General features: G+C 71.4%; 14 protein-coding genes. 3 read left to right on the forward strand and 11 right to left on the reverse strand.

All coding sequences use genetic code 11. The features are described 5' to 3' along the window. Positions 1 to 100: 100 nt before the first annotated feature. Positions 101 to 1,561, forward strand: a complete 1,461-nt coding sequence (locus AC07FV_RS29915; protein ID WP_479090539.1) for a cytosine permease — start codon at positions 101 to 103, stop codon at positions 1,559 to 1,561. Positions 1,562 to 1,836: 275 nt separating this feature from the next. Here the strand turns inward: AC07FV_RS29915 and AC07FV_RS29920 are convergent, their stop codons facing one another. The 6 genes from AC07FV_RS29920 to AC07FV_RS29945 all read right to left on the reverse strand — a co-directional run bounded on the left by AC07FV_RS29920 (position 1,837) and on the right by AC07FV_RS29945 (position 7,969). Further along, the gene (locus AC07FV_RS29920) at positions 1,837 to 2,925 is read right to left on the reverse strand and encodes a branched-chain amino acid aminotransferase (protein ID WP_479090541.1); all 1,089 of its coding nucleotides are present in this window, start codon (positions 2,923 to 2,925) and stop codon (positions 1,837 to 1,839) included. Between the two features lie 261 nt (positions 2,926 to 3,186). After that, a complete protein-coding gene (locus AC07FV_RS29925; protein ID WP_479090542.1) occupies positions 3,187 to 4,239 on the reverse strand; it encodes a 3-isopropylmalate dehydrogenase in 1,053 nt (350 codons plus the stop codon). A gap of 97 nt (positions 4,240 to 4,336) precedes the next feature. Then, a complete protein-coding gene (locus tag AC07FV_RS29930; RefSeq protein ID WP_079030417.1) occupies positions 4,337 to 4,468 on the reverse strand; it encodes a hypothetical protein in 132 nt (43 codons plus the stop codon). Positions 4,469 to 4,725: 257 nt separating this feature from the next. After that, on the reverse strand, positions 4,726 to 5,274 hold the full coding sequence (locus AC07FV_RS29935; protein WP_479090544.1) for a GNAT family N-acetyltransferase: 549 nt from the start codon (positions 5,272 to 5,274) through the stop codon (positions 4,726 to 4,728). A 78-nt stretch (positions 5,275 to 5,352) separates the two neighbouring features. Further along, positions 5,353 to 6,993 carry an L-glutamate gamma-semialdehyde dehydrogenase gene (gene pruA / locus AC07FV_RS29940; RefSeq protein WP_479090545.1) on the reverse strand — a complete coding sequence of 547 codons (1,641 nt, stop codon included), beginning with the start codon at positions 6,991 to 6,993 and terminating at the stop codon, positions 5,353 to 5,355. A gap of 49 nt (positions 6,994 to 7,042) precedes the next feature. Then, complete coding sequence (locus AC07FV_RS29945; protein ID WP_479090547.1) at positions 7,043 to 7,969, reverse strand: proline dehydrogenase family protein; 927 nt, start codon at positions 7,967 to 7,969, stop codon at positions 7,043 to 7,045. Positions 7,970 to 8,133: 164 nt separating this feature from the next. Here AC07FV_RS29945 and AC07FV_RS29950 point away from each other — a divergent pair, with 164 nt between their 5' ends. After that, positions 8,134 to 9,360 (forward strand): PucR family transcriptional regulator, encoded by a 1,227-nt coding sequence (locus AC07FV_RS29950; RefSeq protein WP_479090549.1) that lies wholly within the window; start codon positions 8,134 to 8,136, stop codon positions 9,358 to 9,360. Here the strand turns inward: AC07FV_RS29950 and AC07FV_RS29955 are convergent. Further along, positions 9,341 to 9,931: a TetR/AcrR family transcriptional regulator gene (locus tag AC07FV_RS29955; protein ID WP_479090551.1), complete on the reverse strand. Its 591-nt coding sequence runs from the start codon at positions 9,929 to 9,931 to the stop codon at positions 9,341 to 9,343. The two genes, AC07FV_RS29950 and AC07FV_RS29955, sit on opposite strands and share 20 nt — an antisense overlap. Positions 9,932 to 10,028: 97 nt before the next feature. On the opposite strand from AC07FV_RS29955, the gene AC07FV_RS29960 reads away from it, so the two are divergent. Then, positions 10,029 to 11,576 (forward strand): MFS transporter, encoded by a 1,548-nt coding sequence (locus AC07FV_RS29960; RefSeq protein ID WP_479090553.1) that lies wholly within the window; start codon positions 10,029 to 10,031, stop codon positions 11,574 to 11,576. A gap of 59 nt (positions 11,577 to 11,635) precedes the next feature. Here AC07FV_RS29960 and serA read toward each other — a convergent pair whose 3' ends face one another. The 4 genes from serA to AC07FV_RS29980 form a co-directional block, all read right to left on the reverse strand. Next, entirely contained in the window at positions 11,636 to 13,225 is a 1,590-nt protein-coding gene (serA, locus tag AC07FV_RS29965; RefSeq protein ID WP_479090555.1) for a phosphoglycerate dehydrogenase, read from the reverse strand. A 267-nt stretch (positions 13,226 to 13,492) separates the two neighbouring features. After that, positions 13,493 to 14,491 (reverse strand): ketol-acid reductoisomerase, encoded by a 999-nt coding sequence (gene ilvC, locus AC07FV_RS29970; protein ID WP_383645899.1) that lies wholly within the window; start codon positions 14,489 to 14,491, stop codon positions 13,493 to 13,495. A gap of 118 nt (positions 14,492 to 14,609) precedes the next feature. Continuing rightward, a complete protein-coding gene (gene ilvN / locus AC07FV_RS29975) occupies positions 14,610 to 15,134 on the reverse strand; it encodes an acetolactate synthase small subunit (protein WP_053137484.1) in 525 nt (174 codons plus the stop codon). 21 nt (positions 15,135 to 15,155) lie between these two features. Continuing rightward, positions 15,156 to 17,006: an acetolactate synthase large subunit gene (locus AC07FV_RS29980; RefSeq protein ID WP_479090557.1), complete on the reverse strand. Its 1,851-nt coding sequence runs from the start codon at positions 17,004 to 17,006 to the stop codon at positions 15,156 to 15,158. Between the last annotated feature and the right edge of the window lie 76 nt (positions 17,007 to 17,082).

The raw sequence follows: 17,082 nt of genomic DNA on the forward strand, positions 1-17,082 counted from the left end.
GGTCGAAAACGTGCAACGGAACCGTTGACGAGCACGGGAGCCAGGCGTCACATTGAACGTCGCTCTAACCGCCCCGGGCAGCCGTCGAAGGAGACCAGCCATGCCGATGGAACAGCACGGAGTCGACACCATCCCCGAGGAGGAACGCACCAGCGGGCCGCGGGACCTCGTCTCGATCCTGCTCGGCTCCAACCTCTGCCTCGGCGTGATCGTCTTCGGCTGGCTCCCGCCCTCCTTCGGCCTGGGCTGGTGGGCGTCGGTCGGTGCCGTGCTGGCGGGCACGGTCGTCGGCACCGTGTTCACCGCCCCGCTGGCCCTGGTCTCCCTGCGGACCGGCACCAACCTGTCGACGTCGTCGGGCGCCCAGTTCGGGGTGCGCGGGCGCCTGGTCGGCTCGGTGGTCGGCCTGCTCCTCGCCCTCGGCTACACGGCGCTGACCGTGTGGATCGGCGGGGACGTGATGACGGGCGTCCTCGGCCGGCTCTTCGGCCTGCCGCAGGGCGGGGCCGCGTACGCCGTCGTGTACGGGCTGCTCGCCGCGGCCACGGTGGCGGGCGCGGTCTACGGCTACCGGGTGCTGCTCGCGATGTCCAAGGTGCTGGCGTACGGCATGACCGCCCTGCTGGTGCTGGGCGTGATCGCCTACGCCCCCGGCTTCACCACCGCCGCGCTGCCGGAGGCGGGCGGCTACCTGCTGGGCGGGTTCTGGCCGACGTGGCTGCTCGCGGTCGTGGCCGCCGGGCTGTCCGGGCCGATCGCCTTCATCACGCTGCTCGGCGACTACACCCGCTACATCTCGCCGGCCCGCTTCACCTCCCGCCGCGTGCTGCACGCGACCTGGCTCGGGCTGATGCTGGGGCTGCTGGTGCCGCAGCTCTTCGGCACCTTCACCTCGTACGCGGCCCGCGCGGCGCTGGACTACGCCGGGCCGCTGGTCGACGCCGCGCCCACCTGGTACCTGGTCCCGCTGCTGCTGGCCGCCTCCGCCGGCTCGGTCGGCAACGCGGGCCTGATGCTGTACTCCATGGGCCTCGACCTGGACGCCATCCTGCCGCGCGCCTCCCGCGCCCGGGCGACCTGCGCCGTCGCCGTCGTCGCCACGGCGTGTGTCTTCGCCGGGCACTACGCCTGGGACGCGCAGTCGGCGATGACGTCGTTCGTGCTGCTGCTGACGGCGATCGGCACCCCGTGGGCGGTGATCACGATGATCGGCTTCGTCCGCTGCGGCGGGCGGTACGACGCCGACGCGCTCCAGGTCTTCAACCGCCGGGCCCGGGGCGGCGCCTACTGGTACCGCGCGGGCTGGAACGTCCCGGCCGCGGCGGCCTGGGCGGCGGGCGCGGTCGTCGGTGTGCTGGCGGTGTCGCTGCCGTCGTACGAGGGCCCGCTGCTGTCGCTGACCGGCGGGGTGGATTGCAGCTTCCTGCTGTCGGGGCTGGTGGGCGGGGTGGTGTACCTGCTCGCCACCCCGGGCGCCGGCGTGGCGTCGGTACCGGTGGCCGAGGGCGCGGGGGCCGCGGCCACAGGACCGGCGGCCGGTCCGGGAGGCGGGCCCGCCTAGGGCCTGTCCGGCAGTTCCCGTCGTCGCCCGGAGGGCGGCCTCGCGGCGTCAGGTGCGTGCTCTGGGGGTCCCCCCGGCCGGAAGCTGGGGGAGTGCCGGGCGCCGAGCCTCGTACTGGATGTACTTGGCTCTGCGCCCGGTGCGGCGAGAGTGCGTGCATGGCGTCGCGAGGCAGGCGGGCATCGTCGGACAGGCCCTGGCGCCCCGGGGGCGGGGGCGCCCCTACGAGCCGGCGCGTCCCGCCTTCGTCACCTCTTACGGTGCCGGCACCGGCGTCAGGCCAGGCGGTGCATCCAGCCGTGCTTGTCCTCCGCGGTACCCCGCTGGATGTCCAGCAGGGCGTCCCGCAGCCGCTGCGTGACCGCACCGGTCTCGCCCCCGCTCTGCTGCCACTGCGCACCGGCGCGCTTGACCGTGCCGACCGGCGTGATCACGGCCGCCGTACCGCAGGCGAAGACCTCGGTGAGGGAGCCGTTCTCCGAGTCGCGCTGCCACTGCTCGACCGAGACGCGGCCCTCCTCGGCCTCGTACCCCAGGTCGCGGGCGACGGTGAGCAGGGAGTCGCGGGTGACGCCCTCCAGGATGGAGCCGGTGAGGGACGGGGTGACGATCCTGTCCCCGTACACGAAGTACAGGTTCATGCCGCCGAGCTCCTCGACCCACTGGTGCTCGACCGCGTCCAGGTAGCAGACCTGGTCGCAGCCCTTGGTGGCGGCCTCGGCCTGGGCGAGCAGGGACGCGGCGTAGTTGCCGCCGGTCTTGGCGTCGCCCATGCCGCCGGGGACGGCGCGGACGCGGTCCTCGGACACCCAGATGGAGACGGGCTTGACGCCGCCCGGGAAGTACGCGCCGGCCGGGGAGGCGATGACCAGGAACAGGTACTCGTTGGCCGGCTTCACGCCCAGGCCGACCTCGGTCGCGATCATGAAGGGGCGCAGGTAGAGGGACTCCTCGCCGCCGTGCGCCGGCACCCACTTCTCGTCCTGCCGCACCAGCGCGTCGCACGCCTCGATGAAGGTCTCCACCGGCAGCTCCGGCATGCCCAGGCGGCGCGAGGAGGCCTGGAAGCGCTGCGCGTTCTTCTCCGGCCGGAAGGTGGCGACGGAACCGTCGGGGCGGCGGTAGGCCTTCAGTCCCTCGAAGATCTCCTGCGCGTAGTGCAGGACCATGGTGGCCGGGTCGAGGGCGAGCGGGCCGTACGGGACGAGCTGCCCGTCGTGCCAGCCGCGGCCCTCGGTCCACTTGATCGTCACCATGTGGTCGGTGAAGTGGCGGCCGAACCCGGGGGCGGTCAGGATCGCCGCGCGCTCGGCGTCGGAGAGCGGGGTGGCGGAGGGCTTGAGCTCGATCGTGGGCGTCGTCATGGGTTGATGTCCTTCACCGGTTTGATTGTGACGGGCCGCTGTCACGCCCGTACGGCCGGTGGCCGGTGCTAGGACGTCCGAGCATTCCCTCAGGTCGCGGCTTCGCGTTCGATTATCGCGCGCGAGCGGCGACGGGTGAAACGGGGTGAATGCGGCCCAGGGCTCGATGGTCGCACCTGGCGGACGCAGGAGAAAGCCGCCGGGTGCCTTGTTTCTGGACCCGGCGGCTTCGAAAGGGTTTCGATCGAGTGGCGCGGCGGGTCAGCCGGCTACTCGTACGGCGAGCGCGTCGCCGATCTCCGAGGTGGAGCGGGCGGGCTTGCCGGCGCGCTCGCCGAGGTCGGCGGAGACCGCCTCCTCGATGCGGGTCGCCTCGGCCTCGTGGCCGAGGTGGCGCAGCAGCAGGGCGACGGACAGGACCGTGGCGGTGGGGTCGGCCTTGCCCTGGCCGGCGATGTCGGGCGCGGAGCCGTGGACCGGCTCGAACATCGAGGGGAAGTCGCCCGAGGGGTTGATGTTCCCGCTCGCGGCGACGCCGATGCCGCCGGAGACGGCCGCGGCGAGGTCGGTGATGATGTCACCGAACAGGTTGTCGGTGACGATGACGTCGAAGCGGCCGGGGTCGGTGACGAGGTAGATCGTCGCGGCGTCGACGTGGATGTAGTCGGTGGTGACCTGGGGGTACTCCTCGGCCACCTTGTTGAAGACGTTCGTCCACAGGTGGCCGGCGAAGGTCAGCACGTTGTTCTTGTGGACCAGCGTGAGCTTCTTGCGGGGGCGGGCCTGGGCGCGGGCGAAGGCGTCGCGGACGACGCGCTCGACACCGAAGGCGGTGTTGACGGAGACCTCGGTGGCGACCTCGTGCTCGGTGCCCTTGCGGATGGTGCCGCCGTTGCCCGTGTACGGGCCTTCGGTGCCCTCGCGGACGACGACGAAGTCGATCTCCGGCTGGCCGGCGAGCGGGGTGGCGACACCCGGCAGCAGCTTGGAGGGCCGCAGGTTGACGTGGTGGTCGAAGGCGAAGCGGAGCTTGAGCAGGAAACCGCGCTCCAGCACGCCCGACGGCACCGAGGGGTCGCCGATCGCGCCGAGGAGGATCGCGTCGTGGCCCTTGAGGGCGTCGAGGTCGGCGTCGGTGAGGGTCTCACCGGTGGCGTGGTAGCGCCGGGCGCCGAAGTCGAACTCCTTGGTCTCCAGCTTCACATCCTGCGGGAGGACGGCGGAGAGGACCTTGAGACCCTCGGCCACGACCTCCTGGCCGATGCCGTCACCGGGAATCACTGCGAGATTGAGGATGCGAGAGCTAGCCGACATGCGCAGCACCCTACTCCCCGTCCCACGGGATGACATGCGGCGTCCGGCATGCGGACACCCCCTGCCGTCGGGCCCGTCGGGCTCCCGCCGCGCCCGCTCAGTGGCCGGTGGAGCCGCCGTTGTCCCGGCGGTCGAGGGCGCGCTGGAGGGCGGCCGCTGCGTTCTTGCGGTCGGAGTCGGCGGTACGGGAGAGGTGGCGGACTCGGCGGCGGACGGTGGTCTCGGCCATGGGAATCGACTCCTTCGGCACAGCACACACGGGTGCGGAGAGAGGGGGGATCGCGAGAGGCCGGAAGGGGCGGGGAGCACGGTCCGCAGGGGTTGCCTGCACGGGGCCCGGCTCACGACCGCCATCCGCTCGATCGAGCGGGACGTTCGGCTCCTACCAAGCTAAGGGAGCGCTGAGCGTCTGTCTCCACAATTACTCGGACTTCCTACTATCTGAGACGGTGGAGTGGATCACACCCCCCCCACCTGCGGTGATGTCTACAGCACCGCTCCGTCCCGCCAGTCGAAGAGCAGTCCGTGCGCGGGGTCGAGGGGGCCGGCGAGGGCAGGCCGGACGTAGATGCCGCCCTCCTCCTCCGGCAGGTGCACGGCACCCTCCGGGCCGAGGGCCGAGACCCGGCCGGTCCACTGCCGCCGGCCCCGGCCGGTGTGGAGGCGGACCCCTTCGTCACTCGCGGAGAGCATTCCGGCGTCGTACGCCCCCTCGACGATGCGCTCCAGCTCGGCCGTCACCCGCCCGCCGAGCCCGGTGCGGCGGACGTCGGGGCGCACGGCGACGGCCTCCACGTAGCCGACGCGCAGCCAGCGGTGGCGGTGCCGCACCCGGCGCATGACGACCGCCCCGTGCGCGGCGAGCCCGGCGCCGTCGAGGACGAGCGCGTGCATGCCGCCGAGGGCGTGCTCCCAGTCCTCGTCCGCGAAGTCGCCGTCGAAGGCGAGGTCCAGGAGGGCGCGGGCGGCGCGCAGTTCCCCGGGCGTGAGGTCGGCGGTGTGGGCGCTGCGCAGGAGGGGGCCGGGAGCGGTCATGGGCCCAGTCTCCGGCGGCCGGACACGCGGACGGGCCAGGTCCGGGGAGGACCTGGCCCGTGCGGCGCGGGGCGGGCGTCAGCCCATGTGCGGGTACGCGTAGTCGGTCGGGGCGACCAGCGTCTCCTTGATGGCGCGGGTCAGGGTCCAGCGCATCAGGTTCTGCGGGGCGCCGGCCTTGTCGTTGGTGCCGGAGGCGCGACCGCCGCCGAAGGGCTGCTGGCCGACCACGGCACCGGTCGACTTGTCGTTGATGTAGAAGTTGCCGGCCGCGTAGCGCAGCTTCTCCATCGTGTACGCCGCCGCCGCGCGGTCGTTCGAGATGACCGAACCGGTGAGGGCGTAGTCCGAGACCGCCTCCATCTGGGTCAGCATCTCGTCGTACGCGTCGTCGGTGCTGTCGTCGTACACGTGGACGGCGAGGAACGGGCCGAAGTACTCGGTGCGGAAGACCTCGTTCTCCGGGTCGGTGCACTCGACGACGGTCGGGCGGACGAAGTAGCCGACCGAGTCGTCGTAGGAGCCGCCCGCGACGATCGTGCAGGTGTCGTCGGCCTTGGCGCGGTCGATGGCGGCCTTGTTCTTGGCGAAGGACCGCTCGTCGATGACGGCGCCCATGAAGTTCGACAGGTCGGTGACGTCACCCATGGTGAGGTAGTCGACCTCGGCGGCGAACTCCTCCTTGAAGCCGTCGTTCCAGATGGACGCCGGGATGTAGGCGCGGGAGGTGGCGCTGCACTTCTGGCCCTGGTACTCGAAGGCGCCGCGGGTCAGGGCGGTCTTGAGGACGGCGCGGTCGGCCGAGGGGTGGGCGACCAGGAAGTCCTTGCCGCCGGTCTCGCCGACCAGGCGCGGGTAGGTGCGGTACTTCGCGATGTTGTTGCCGACCGTCTTCCACAGGTGCTGGAAGGTGGGGGTCGAGCCGGTGAAGTGGATGCCCGCGAGATCGCGGTGCTCCAGGGCGACCTCGGAGACCGCGATGCCGTCGCCGGTGACGAGGTTGATGACGCCCTTGGGCAGCCCGGCCTCCTCCAGCAGCTGCATCAGCAGCACGGCGGCGTGGGTCTGCGTCGGGGACGGCTTCCAGACCACCACGTTGCCCATGAGGGCGGGGGCGGTGGGCAGGTTGGCCGCGATGGCGCTGAAGTTGAAGGGCGTGATCGCGTAGACGAAGCCCTCCAGCGGACGGTGGTCCATGCGGTTCCACACGCCCGGGGAGTTGGCCGGGGGCTGCTCGGCCAGGATGTTCCGGGCGTAGTGCACGTTGAAGCGCCAGAAGTCGACCAGCTCGCAGGGGCTGTCGATCTCGGCCTGCTGGGCCGTCTTGGACTGGCCGAGCATGGTGGAGGCGGCGATGGTCTCGCGCCACGGGCCGGACAGCAGCTCGGCGGCGCGCAGGATGATCGCCGCGCGGTCGTCGAAGGACATCGCGCGCCACGCCGGGGCGGCGGCCAGGGCGGCGTCGATCGCGTCCTGGGCGTCCTGCTGGGTGGCGTTCGCGTAGGTGCCCAGGCGGGCCTTGTGGTTGTGCGGCTGCACGACGTCGAAGCGGTCGCCGCCGCCCATCCGCTTCTCGCCGCCGATGGTGCAGGGCAGGTCGATCGGGTTGTCGGCCAGCTCGCGGAGCTTGGCCTCCAGACGGGCGCGCTCGGGCGAACCGGGGGCGTAGCCGTGCACCGGCTCGTTGACGGGCGTGGGGACCTGGGTCACAGCGTCCATGGGTTCCGTAACTCCTTGACTTCAGCGGGTTGTGCGAGCGGGTGCGGGCTCAGCCCTTGGTGACCATCGAGCGGGCGAAGAACCGGAGGTTGGCCGGCTTCTCCGCGAGACGGCGCATGAAGTAGCCGTACCAGTCGGTGCCGTAGGCGGTGTACACGCGCATGCGGTGGCCCTCGGCGGCGAGCCGCAGGTGCTCGTCACCGCGGATGCCGTAGAGCATCTGGAACTCGTACTCGTCGAGCTTTCGCCCGGCGGTACGGGCCAGCTCCTGGGCGATGGAGATCAGGCGCGGGTCGTGGGACCCGATCATCGGGTAGCCCGCGCCCTCCATCAGGGTCCGCAGGATGCGCACGTACGCCTTGTCGATCTCGTGACGCTGCTGGTAGGCGACTTCGGCGGGCTCCTTGTAGGCGCCCTTCACCAACCGTACGCGAGAGCCGCTGTCGGCGAGCCGGCGCGCGTCGGCCTCGGTGCGGAAGAGGTAGGCCTGGATGACGCAGCCGGTCTGCGGGAAGTCCTTCCGCAGCTCGTCGTGGATCGCGAACATCGAGTCGAGGGTGGTGTGGTCCTCGGCGTCGAGGGTGACCGTGGTGCCGATCTCGGCGGCGGCCTCGACGACCGGTCGGACGTTCTTCAGCGCCAGCTCGTGGCCGCCGTCCAGCGCTTGGCCGAACATCGACAGCTTCACCGACATCTCGGCGCGGGTGCCCAGCTCCAGCGGCTTCAGCCGGTCGATCAGCTCCAGGTAGGCGTCACGGGCGGCCTCGGCCTGTGCGGGAGTGGTGATGTCCTCGCCGACGACGTCCATCGTCAGTTCCAGGCCCTGGTCGGTGAGGTCCCGGACGATCGGCACGATCTCGTCGACCGTCTCGCCGGGGATGAACCGGTCGACGACCGGCTTGGTCACCGGCGCGGCCGAGACCAGACGACGCATCCGGTCGCTGCGCGACGCGGCGAGAATCACGGGACCCAGCACGGGGCACCTCCACTTACCAACCAACACGAGGCCGCTGCCCGACGAACGGGGGACGGCACGGAGAACCACCGTGAAATCTAAGGATCCCCCCGATCGTCGGCCATCGACAGCTGTCACGCATCCGTGCCACGGATCTCAGACAGATGTATGAAGGGCGCGCGCAAATGCGGCAGAATGCCCGGGTGACGTCGGATTCCAGAGGTTCGGGAGGTACCAGTGGTGACTACCAGGAGCTGGTCGACGAGATCTCCGAGCTGCTGGGCGCGCCGGCGACCCTGGAGAACCGCGACTTCGAACTGATCGCCTTCGGCGCGTACGACAGCGAGGGCGACCTCGATCCGTCCGCCCTGGACCCGGTGCGCACCCGCTCGATCCTGACCAGGCGCTCCACCGCGGCCGTCCGGGCCTGGTTCGAGGGCTTCGGCATCACCCGCGCGACCGGGCCGGTCCACATCCCGCCGACACCGGAGGCGGGGGTCAACCGGGGGCGCACCTGCCTCCCGGTACGCCATCGGGGCGTCGTCCTCGGCTACGTCTGGCTCCTGGACACCGAACCGGGCCCGACCGCGACGCAGCTGGCGGCCGCCATGGCGGTCACCACCCGGATCGGCGCGCTGCTCGCCGACGAGGCGCAGCACGGCGCGGACCTGAGCCGGGAGCTGCGGGCGGTGCTGACCGCCGAGCGCGACTGGCAGCGGGACATGGCCGTGGCCGAGCTGCGCACCGCTCTGGGTGACCGCGCGCACCCTCCGCACGCGGTGGTGTGCGTGGCCCCCTGGCCCTCGGCCGATCCCGACGACGCGCCCTCGGTCCGCACGGTGCCGGGGGCGACGGCGCTGTGCACGGTGCCGTGGGGGGCGTCGGGCCAGTCACTGGCGCTGCTGGTGCGGCTGCGCTCGGTGGACGTGCCGACCCCGGCGACCTCGGCTGCGGGCCGCCTGCTGGAGCGGGCGCGGGGCGCGGGTGCGACCGGCGCCGCGAAGGCTGCCGCGGGGGTCTCCGCGCCGCGCACCGGGCTGGCCGAACTGGGCGCCGCCTGGCGCGAGGCGTCGGCCGCGGCGCGGGCGGCACGCGCCGAGGGCCGGTTCGGGCCGGTCGCCGAGTGGACCTCCATCGGCGCGTTCCGCCTGCTGACCGCGCTGCCCGAGCACGCGGCGCAGGACCCCGCCGTACGGGTGCTGCTGGCCCCCGCCCACGGCGAACTGGCCCGCACCGCCGAGGTCTACCTCGACTGCGCGGGGCAGGCCGGCCGCACCGCCGCCGAGCTGGGCATCCACCGCCAGACCCTGTACTACCGCCTGTCCCGCGTGGAGCAGCTCACGGGCCTGGACCTGGACGACGGGGAGGACCGGCTGCTGCTGCACATGGCGCTCAAGGCATACCGCCTGTAGCGGCCTCGATCACCCGGCGCAGGCCCTCGGTGAGCTGCTCCGCCTCGGGGGCGGACCGCGGATCGAAGGTCCACTGCGCGATGAGCCCCGTCATCAGGGTCACGTAGAACGCCCCGAGGGTGTCCGCCACCTCGTCCGAGACGTCCTCCTCCCGTCCCCCCATGAGCGAGGGGACGAGCCCGCGCCCGGCCTCCCGCTGGGCCCGCGCCAGATGGTCGCGCACCTCGGGCATCCGGTCACCCATGACCAGGATCTCCATGCTGAGGTGCCAGATCGACCCCGGGTCCCGCATGGTCCGGATGATGTTGGTCCACACCATCTGGAACCGCTCCGTCGAGCCGGGCGCGGTCCGGTCCAGGGCGGCCCGGTCGCCCTCGAAGGCGTCGCCCATCCCCTCGACCAGCGAGACGTAGGCCTGGGCGAGCAGCGCGTCCTTCGAGCCGTAGTGGTAGCCGATGGACGCCAGGTTGGTCCCCGACTCCTTGACGACGTCCCGCGCGGTCGTGCGCGCGAAGCCCTTCTCCAGCAGGCAGCGCTTGGCGCCTTCCAGCAGATCCTCGCGGTGTCCCATGGCGCCACCCTACCCGCCGATCCATACGAGCGTCCCATACAGACGTCCCATACAAACGTACTAGACACGCGTATAAGACGTCCGTACAGTCGCTGGCATGACAACGACCCCGCCCCGCGCCGGCCGCCGCGAATGGACCGCGCTGACCGTCCTGATGCTTCCGCTCCTCCTGGTCTCGATGGACGTCTCCGTCCTCTACTTCGCGATCCCGCAGATCAGCGCCGACCTGGAGCCGAGCGGCACCCAACAGCTGTGGATCTTCGACATCTACGGCTTCGTCCTGGCCGGCCTGCTGATGACGATGGGCGCCCTGGGCGACCGCGTCGGCCGCCGCAGGCTGCTGCTCGTCGGCGCGGCGGCCTTCGGCGCCGCCTCGCTCCTGGCGGCCTACGCGCACACCGCCGAGACCCTGATCGCGGCCCGCGCGGTCCTCGGCATCGGCGGCGCCACGCTGATGCCGACCACGATGGCGCTGGTACGCACGATGTTCACCGACCCCGCCCAGCGGGCCAGGGCGATCGGCCTGTGGTCCGGGGTGATGACGGCGGGGATCGCCCTCGGCTCGGTGATGAGCGGCGTGCTCGTCGAGCACTTCTGGTGGGGCTCGGTCTTCCTGGTCAACCTGCCCGCGATGGCCCTGCTCCTGGTCCTCGGCCCGATGCTGCTCCCCGAGTCGAGGAACCCCTCCCCCGGCCGCTTCGACCTGCTGAGCGTCCCCCTGTCGCTGGCCGCGGTCCTGCCCGTGATCTACGGCCTCAAGGAACTGGCCGCCGAGGGCTGGAACGTCCGCTACGTCGCCTCGCTCACCGTGGGCCTGCTGTTCGCGGCGCTCTTCGTGCGGCGGCAGCGCACCTCGGCCTCGCCGATGATCTCCCCGGCCCTCTTCCGCGGGCACGGCTTCACCCCGGCGCTCGTCCTCAACACCGTGTCGGCCCTCGGCATGATGGGCTCGGCGTTCTTCACCACCCAGTACCTCCAGTCGGTCCTCGGCAAGAGTCCGCTGGAGTCCGCGCTGTGGAGCCTGCTGCCGTCGGTCCTCATCGGCGCCGCCGCGCCGGTAGCCGCGCACCTGGTCCAGCGGGGCGTCGAGCGCGCGTACGTGGTGACGTCCGGCTTCCTGGTCGCGGCGACCGGTTACGGACTGCTGGCCCTGGCCGGCACGGACTCGCTGTGGCTGGTGCTGGCGGCGTGCGGTGTCCTGGCGGCGGGCATCGTCATCGTGATGTCCCAGCTCACCGACCTGGCCCTGAGTTCGGCCCCGGTCGAGAGGGCCGGGTCCGCGTCCTCGCTGCTGGAGACCGGCACCGAGTTCGGCGGCGCCCTGGGCATGGCGGCCCTCGGTTCCATCGGTACGGCCCTGTACCGCCACGGCATGCCGGCCGACGCACCGGCTCCGGCGCGGGAGACCCTGGGCGGCGCCCTGGCCGTCGCGGCCGAGACGCCGGGGCGCGCGGGAGACGCCCTGGCCACGGCGGCGCGCGAGGCGTTCACCGACGGGATGCGCGGCGCCGCGCTCGCGGCGGGGCTGCTGCTCCTGGCGGCGGCGGGGCTGGCCGCGCGGGGCCTGCGGCACATCCGGGTGCGCCCGGAAGCGGCAACGGAGAACGCCGGACGGGCTGAGTCGCTCAGCCCGTCCGGCGTGTGAGGACGAGTCCGTTCGGGGCGAACGGGGCTCCGGCGGCGTCAGCCCCCGGGCGCGGTCCCTCAGACCAGGTTCACCGACCGGGCGGACGTCGCGCCGATCTCCGCCGCGACCTCGGCCAGCACCCCGGTGGGCACCGTGTCGTCGACGGTCAGGACGGCCAGCGCCTCGCCGCCCACCGTGGCGCGGGCGACCTGCATGCCGGCGATGTTGATGCCGGCCTCGCCGATCACGCGGCCGACGGTGCCGACGACGCCGGGACGGTCCTCGTAGCGCAGGACCAGCATGTGGTCGGCGAGGGCGAGGTCCACGTCGTACTCGCCGACGGCGACGATCTTCTGGAGGTGCTTCGGGCCGGCCAGCGTGCCGGAGACCGACACCTCCTCGCCGTCCGAGAGGGTGCCGCGGACCGTGACGACGTTGCGGTGCTCCGGGGACTCCGAGCTGGTGGTCAGCCGGACCTCGACACCGCGCTCCTGGGCGAAGAGCGGGGCGTTGACGTAGGAGACGGTCTCGTCGACGACATCCTCGAAGACACCCTTGAGGGCGGAGAGCTCCAGCACCTTGACGTCGTGCTGGGTGATCTCGCCGTAGACCTCGACGTCGAGGCGGACGGCGACCTCGCCGGCGAGCGCGGTGAAGATGCGGCCGAGGCGCTCGGCGAGCGGCAGGCCGGGCTTGACGTCCTCGGCGATGACCCCGCCCTGCACGTTCACCGCGTCGGGGACCAGCTCGCCGGCGAGGGCGAGGCGGACCGACTTGGCGACGGCGATGCCGGCCTTCTCCTGGGCCTCGTCGGTGGAGGCGCCGAGGTGCGGGGTGGCGACGACCTGGTCGAACTCGAAGAGCGGCGAGTCGGTGCAGGGCTCCTTGGCGTACACGTCGAGGCCGGCGCCGGCGACGCGGCCCTCCTTGAGCGCCGCGTACAGCGCCTCCTCGTCGACGATGCCGCCGCGCGCGGCGTTGACGATGCGGACGCTCGGCTTGACCTTGCGCAGCGCCTCGTCGCCGATCAGGCCGAGGGTCTCGGGGGTCTTCGGGAGGTGGACGGTGATGAAGTCGGAGACCTCGAGCAGCTCGTCCAGCGTCAGGACCTTCACGCCCATCTGCGCGGCCCGCGCGGGCTGCACGTAGGGGTCGTAGGCGACGACCTTCATGCCGAAGGCCGACATGCGCTGCGCGACCAGGGCGCCGATGCGGCCCAGGCCCACGACACCGAGGGTCTTCTCGGCCAGCTCGACACCCGTGTACTTGCTGCGCTTCCACTCGCCGTTCTTCAGCGCGGCGTTGGCCTGCGGGATGTTGCGGGCGGTGGCGACGAGGAGGCCGCAGGCCAGCTCGGCGGCGGTCACGATGTTGGAGGTCGGGGCGTTGACCACCATCACGCCGGCCTTGGTGGCGGCGGAGACGTCCACGTTGTCCAGACCGACCCCGGCGCGGGCGACGACCTTGAGCTTCTTGGCGGCGGCGATGGCCTCGGCGTCGACCTTGGTCGCGGAGCGGACCAGGATCGCGTCCACGTCGGCGATGGCGGGGAGCAGTTCGGCCCGGTCCGCGCCGTTGCACTGGCGGATCTCGAAGTCGGGGCCAAGCGCGTCCACGGTCGCGGGCGACAGCTCTTCAGCGATGAGTACGACGGGTTTCGAGCTCACGTGAGTCCTCACAAGTCCAATGCGGACGGCCGTCCCGACGGCCGCAGGCGGTGGAGGTTGGCTACCGCGTGGAAGACGCACGACGCTGTGGGCCTGACGCGTATGTTGGGCAGCAGTCTAGTGGCGTGACGGGGGTCGTCCTGCGCCTCTTCGGAAGGATCACCCGTCCGTGGCTGGACGGGTTGGACAACGCCGTCGTGGACGACGTTACCCCGGGTTCGCCGAAGGGGCCGGAGCGGGATGCTCCGGCCCCTTCGGGCGGGCGGCTTACGCCTCCTCGTCGACCCAGCTCATCAGCTTGCGCAGCTGCTTGCCGGTGGTCTCCAGCAGGTGCTCGGAGTCCTGCTGCTTGTACTCGTTGTACTTCTTCAGGCCGCCGTGGTACTCGTCCATCCACTGCTGGGCGAAGGTGCCGTCCTGGATCTCGGCGAGGACCTTCTTCATCTCGGCCTTGGTGGCGTCGGTGATGATCCGCGGGCCGGTGACGTAGTCGCCCCACTCGGCGGTCTCGGAGATCGACCAGCGCATCTTCTCCAGGCCGCCCTCGTACATGAGGTCCACGATGAGCTTCAGCTCGTGCAGGCACTCGAAGTAGGCGATCTCCGGCTGGTAACCGGCCTCGGTGAGCGTCTCGAAGCCCGCCTTCACCAGCGCGGCGGTGCCGCCGCACAGCACGGCCTGCTCGCCGAAGAGGTCGGTCTCGGTCTCCTCGGTGAAGGTCGTCTTGATGACGCCGGCGCGGGTGCCGCCGATGCCCTTCGCGTACGACAGGGCCAGCGCGAAGGCGTTGCCCGAGGCGTCCTGCTCGACGGCGGCGATACAGGGAACGCCGCGGCCCTCCTCGTACTGCCGGCGCACCAGGTGGCCCGGGCCCTTGGGGGCGACCATGCAGACGTCCACGCCGGCCGGGGGCTTGATGAAGCCGAAGCGGATGTTCAGGCCGTGGCCGAAGAACAGCGCGTCGCCGTCCTTCAGGTTGTCCTTGATGTGCTCCTCGTAGACCTGGGCCTGGATCGGGTCCGGGACGAGGATCATGATGACGTCGGCCTCGGCGGCGGCCTCGGACGGGCTCACCACGCGCAGGCCCTGCTCCTCGGCCTTGGCCTTGGACTTGGAGCCCTCGTGCAGACCGACGCGCACGTCGACGCCGGAGTCGCGCAGCGACAGGGCGTGGGCGTGGCCCTGGCTGCCGTAGCCGATGACCGCGACCTTGCGGCCCTGGATGATGGACAGGTCGGCGTCGGCGTCGTAGAACAGCTCGGCCACTGGGTTCACTCCTTGTGTGCGGGTGTTGCGTCCCACCGTATGCCGGTGGGGGGAAGGGAAGTTTCGGGGTCTCGGCATGCGGGCGGCCGGTGGTGTCCGTGGCCGCCCGTTTCCGTCGTTATGCGGACCGGTCGAGTGCGCGCAGCGAGCGGTCCGTGATCGAACGGGCGCCGCGGCCGATGGCGATCGTGCCGGACTGGACGAGCTCCTTGATGCCGTACGGTTCCAGCATCCTGAGCATCGCGGACAGCTTGTCGCTGCTGCCGGTGGCCTCGATGGTGACGGCCTCCGGGGAGACGTCGACGGTCTTGGCGCGGAAGAGCTGCACGATCTCGACGATCTGGGAGCGCGTCTCGTTGTCGGAGCGCACCTTCACCAGGACGAGTTCACGCTGGACGGCGTGGGCCGGCTCCAGCTCGACGATCTTCAACACCTCGACCAGCTTGTTGAGCTGCTTGGTGACCTGCTCCAGCGGCAGCTCCTCCACGCCCACGACGATGGTGATGCGGGAGATGTCGGGGTGCTCGGTGACGCCCACCGCGAGCGAGTCGATGTTGAAGCCGCGGCGGGAGAAGAGGGCGGCGATCCGGGCGAGGATGCCCGGCTTGTTCTCCACCAGGACGGAGAGCGTGTGCTTGGACATGGGCTGCTTCCTTTACGGCTCTCAGTCGTCTTCGTTGTCGCCGAAGTCGGGGCGGACGTCCCGGGCGGCCAGGATCTCGTCGTTGGAGGTGCCGGCGGCGACCATCGGCCAGACCATCGCGTCCTCGTGGACGATGAAGTCGACGACGACGGGACGGTCGTTGACGGAGTTCGCCTCCTCGATGACCTTGTCGAGGTCGGCGGGGTCCTCGCAGCGGATGGCGTAGCAGCCCATGGCCTCCGACAGCTTCACGAAGTCGGGGATGCGGGTGCCGCGCGCCGCCGGGTCGACGTCCGCGGGGCCGGAGTGCAGGACCGTGTTGGAGTAGCGCTGGTTGTAGAACAGGGTCTGCCACTGGCGGACCATCCCGAGGGCGCCGTTGTTGATGATGGCGACCTTGATCGGGATGTTGTTCAGGGCGCAGGTGGCCAGTTCCTGATTGGTCATCTGGAAGCAGCCGTCACCGTCGATCGCCCAGACGGTCTGCCCGGGTGCGCCGGCCTTGGCGCCCATGGCGGCGGGGACGGCGTAGCCCATGGTCCCGGCGCCGCCGGAGTTGAGCCAGGTGGCGGGCTTGTCGTACTGGATGAAGTGCGCGGCCCACATCTGGTGCTGGCCGACGCCCGCGGTGAAGACGGTGTTCTCGGGGGCCAGCTGCCCGATCCGCTCGATGACCTGCTGCGGGGAGAGCGAACCGTCCTCGGGCTGCTCGTAGCCGAGGGGGTAGGTGTCGCGCCAGCGGCTGAGGTCCTTCCACCAGGCGCTGTAGTCGCCCCGGACGCCCTCGGCGTGCTCCTTCTGCACGGCCTGGATCAGGTCGGCGATGACCTCGCGGGCGTCGCCCACGATCGGCACGTCGGCGGCGCGGTTCTTGCCGATCTCGGCCGGGTCGATGTCGGCGTGGACGATCTTGGCGTGCGGGGCGAAGCTGTCCAGCTTGCCGGTGACGCGGTCGTCGAAGCGGGCGCCGAGGGCGACGATCAGGTCGGCCTTCTGCAACGCGGTGACGGCGGTGACCGCACCGTGCATGCCCGGCATCCCCACGTGCAGCGGGTGGCTGTCGGGGAACGCGCCGAGCGCCATCAGGGTGGTGGTGACGGGCGCGCCGGTGAGTTCGGCGAGGACCTTCAGCTCGGTGGTGGCCCGGGCCTTGAGGACGCCGCCGCCGACGTAGAGGACCGGCCGCTTGGCGGCGGTGATCAGCTTGGCGGCCTCGCGGATCTGCTTGGCGTGCGGCTTGGTCACCGGGCGGTAGCCGGGCAGGTCCATGACCGGCGGCCAGGAGAACGTCGTCTTCGCCTGGAGGGCGTCCTTGGCGATGTCGACGAGGACCGGGCCGGGGCGGCCGGTGGAGGCGATGTGGAACGCCTGCGCGATGACCCGGGGGATGTCGTCGGCCTTGGTGACCAGGAAGTTGTGCTTGGTGATCGGCATGCTGATGCCGACGATGTCCGCCTCCTGGAAGGCGTCCGTGCCGATGGCCGAGGACGCCACCTGACCGGTGATGGCGACCATCGGCACCGAGTCCATGTGGGCGTCGGCGAGCGGGGTGACCAGGTTGGTGGCGCCGGGGCCGGAGGTCGCCATGCAGACGCCGACCTTTCCGGTGGCCTGGGCGTACCCCTCGGCCGCGTGGCCGGCGCCCTGCTCGTGCCGGACCAGGACGTGGCGGACCTTGGTGGAGTCCATCAGCGGGTCGTACGCCGGGAGGATGCAACCGCCGGGAATGCCGAATACCGTGTCGGCGCCCACCTCCTCGAGCGAGCGGATGAGGGACTGCGCACCCGTGACGTGCTCGGGGGCGGACTGTCCTCCGGAACGGGGCCGCGGCTGCGGGTGAGGGGCCCCGGTGGCCTGCTCGGTCATCGGCATTCTCTTCTCGATGCTGAGGGTGGTGATGCTGGGGTTCTGCGGTGTTTCGGGCGGTGCGTGACTGCCGCCCGGCGGC

The organism is Streptomyces sp. NPDC045956 (assembly GCF_056430705.1).

Bases quoted from the DNA above. Each gene is read 5' to 3' on its own strand.
- AC07FV_RS29915 (WP_479090539.1), top strand. From the start codon at position 101: ATGCCGATGGAACAGCACGGAGTCGACACCATCCCCGAGGAGGAACGC.
- AC07FV_RS29920 (WP_479090541.1), bottom strand. From the start codon at position 2,925: ATGACGACGCCCACGATCGAGCTCAAGCCCTCCGCCACCCCGCTCTCC.
- AC07FV_RS29925 (WP_479090542.1), bottom strand. From the start codon at position 4,239: ATGTCGGCTAGCTCTCGCATCCTCAATCTCGCAGTGATTCCCGGTGAC.
- AC07FV_RS29930 (WP_079030417.1), bottom strand. From the start codon at position 4,468: ATGGCCGAGACCACCGTCCGCCGCCGAGTCCGCCACCTCTCCCGTACC.
- AC07FV_RS29935 (WP_479090544.1), bottom strand. From the start codon at position 5,274: ATGACCGCTCCCGGCCCCCTCCTGCGCAGCGCCCACACCGCCGACCTC.
- pruA (WP_479090545.1), bottom strand. From the start codon at position 6,993: ATGGACGCTGTGACCCAGGTCCCCACGCCCGTCAACGAGCCGGTGCAC.
- AC07FV_RS29950 (WP_479090549.1), top strand. From the start codon at position 8,134: ATGCGGCAGAATGCCCGGGTGACGTCGGATTCCAGAGGTTCGGGAGGT.
- AC07FV_RS29955 (WP_479090551.1), bottom strand. From the start codon at position 9,931: ATGGGACACCGCGAGGATCTGCTGGAAGGCGCCAAGCGCTGCCTGCTG.
- AC07FV_RS29960 (WP_479090553.1), top strand. From the start codon at position 10,029: ATGACAACGACCCCGCCCCGCGCCGGCCGCCGCGAATGGACCGCGCTG.
- ilvN (WP_053137484.1), bottom strand. From the start codon at position 15,134: ATGTCCAAGCACACGCTCTCCGTCCTGGTGGAGAACAAGCCGGGCATC.
- AC07FV_RS29980 (WP_479090557.1), bottom strand. From the start codon at position 17,006: ATGCCGATGACCGAGCAGGCCACCGGGGCCCCTCACCCGCAGCCGCGG.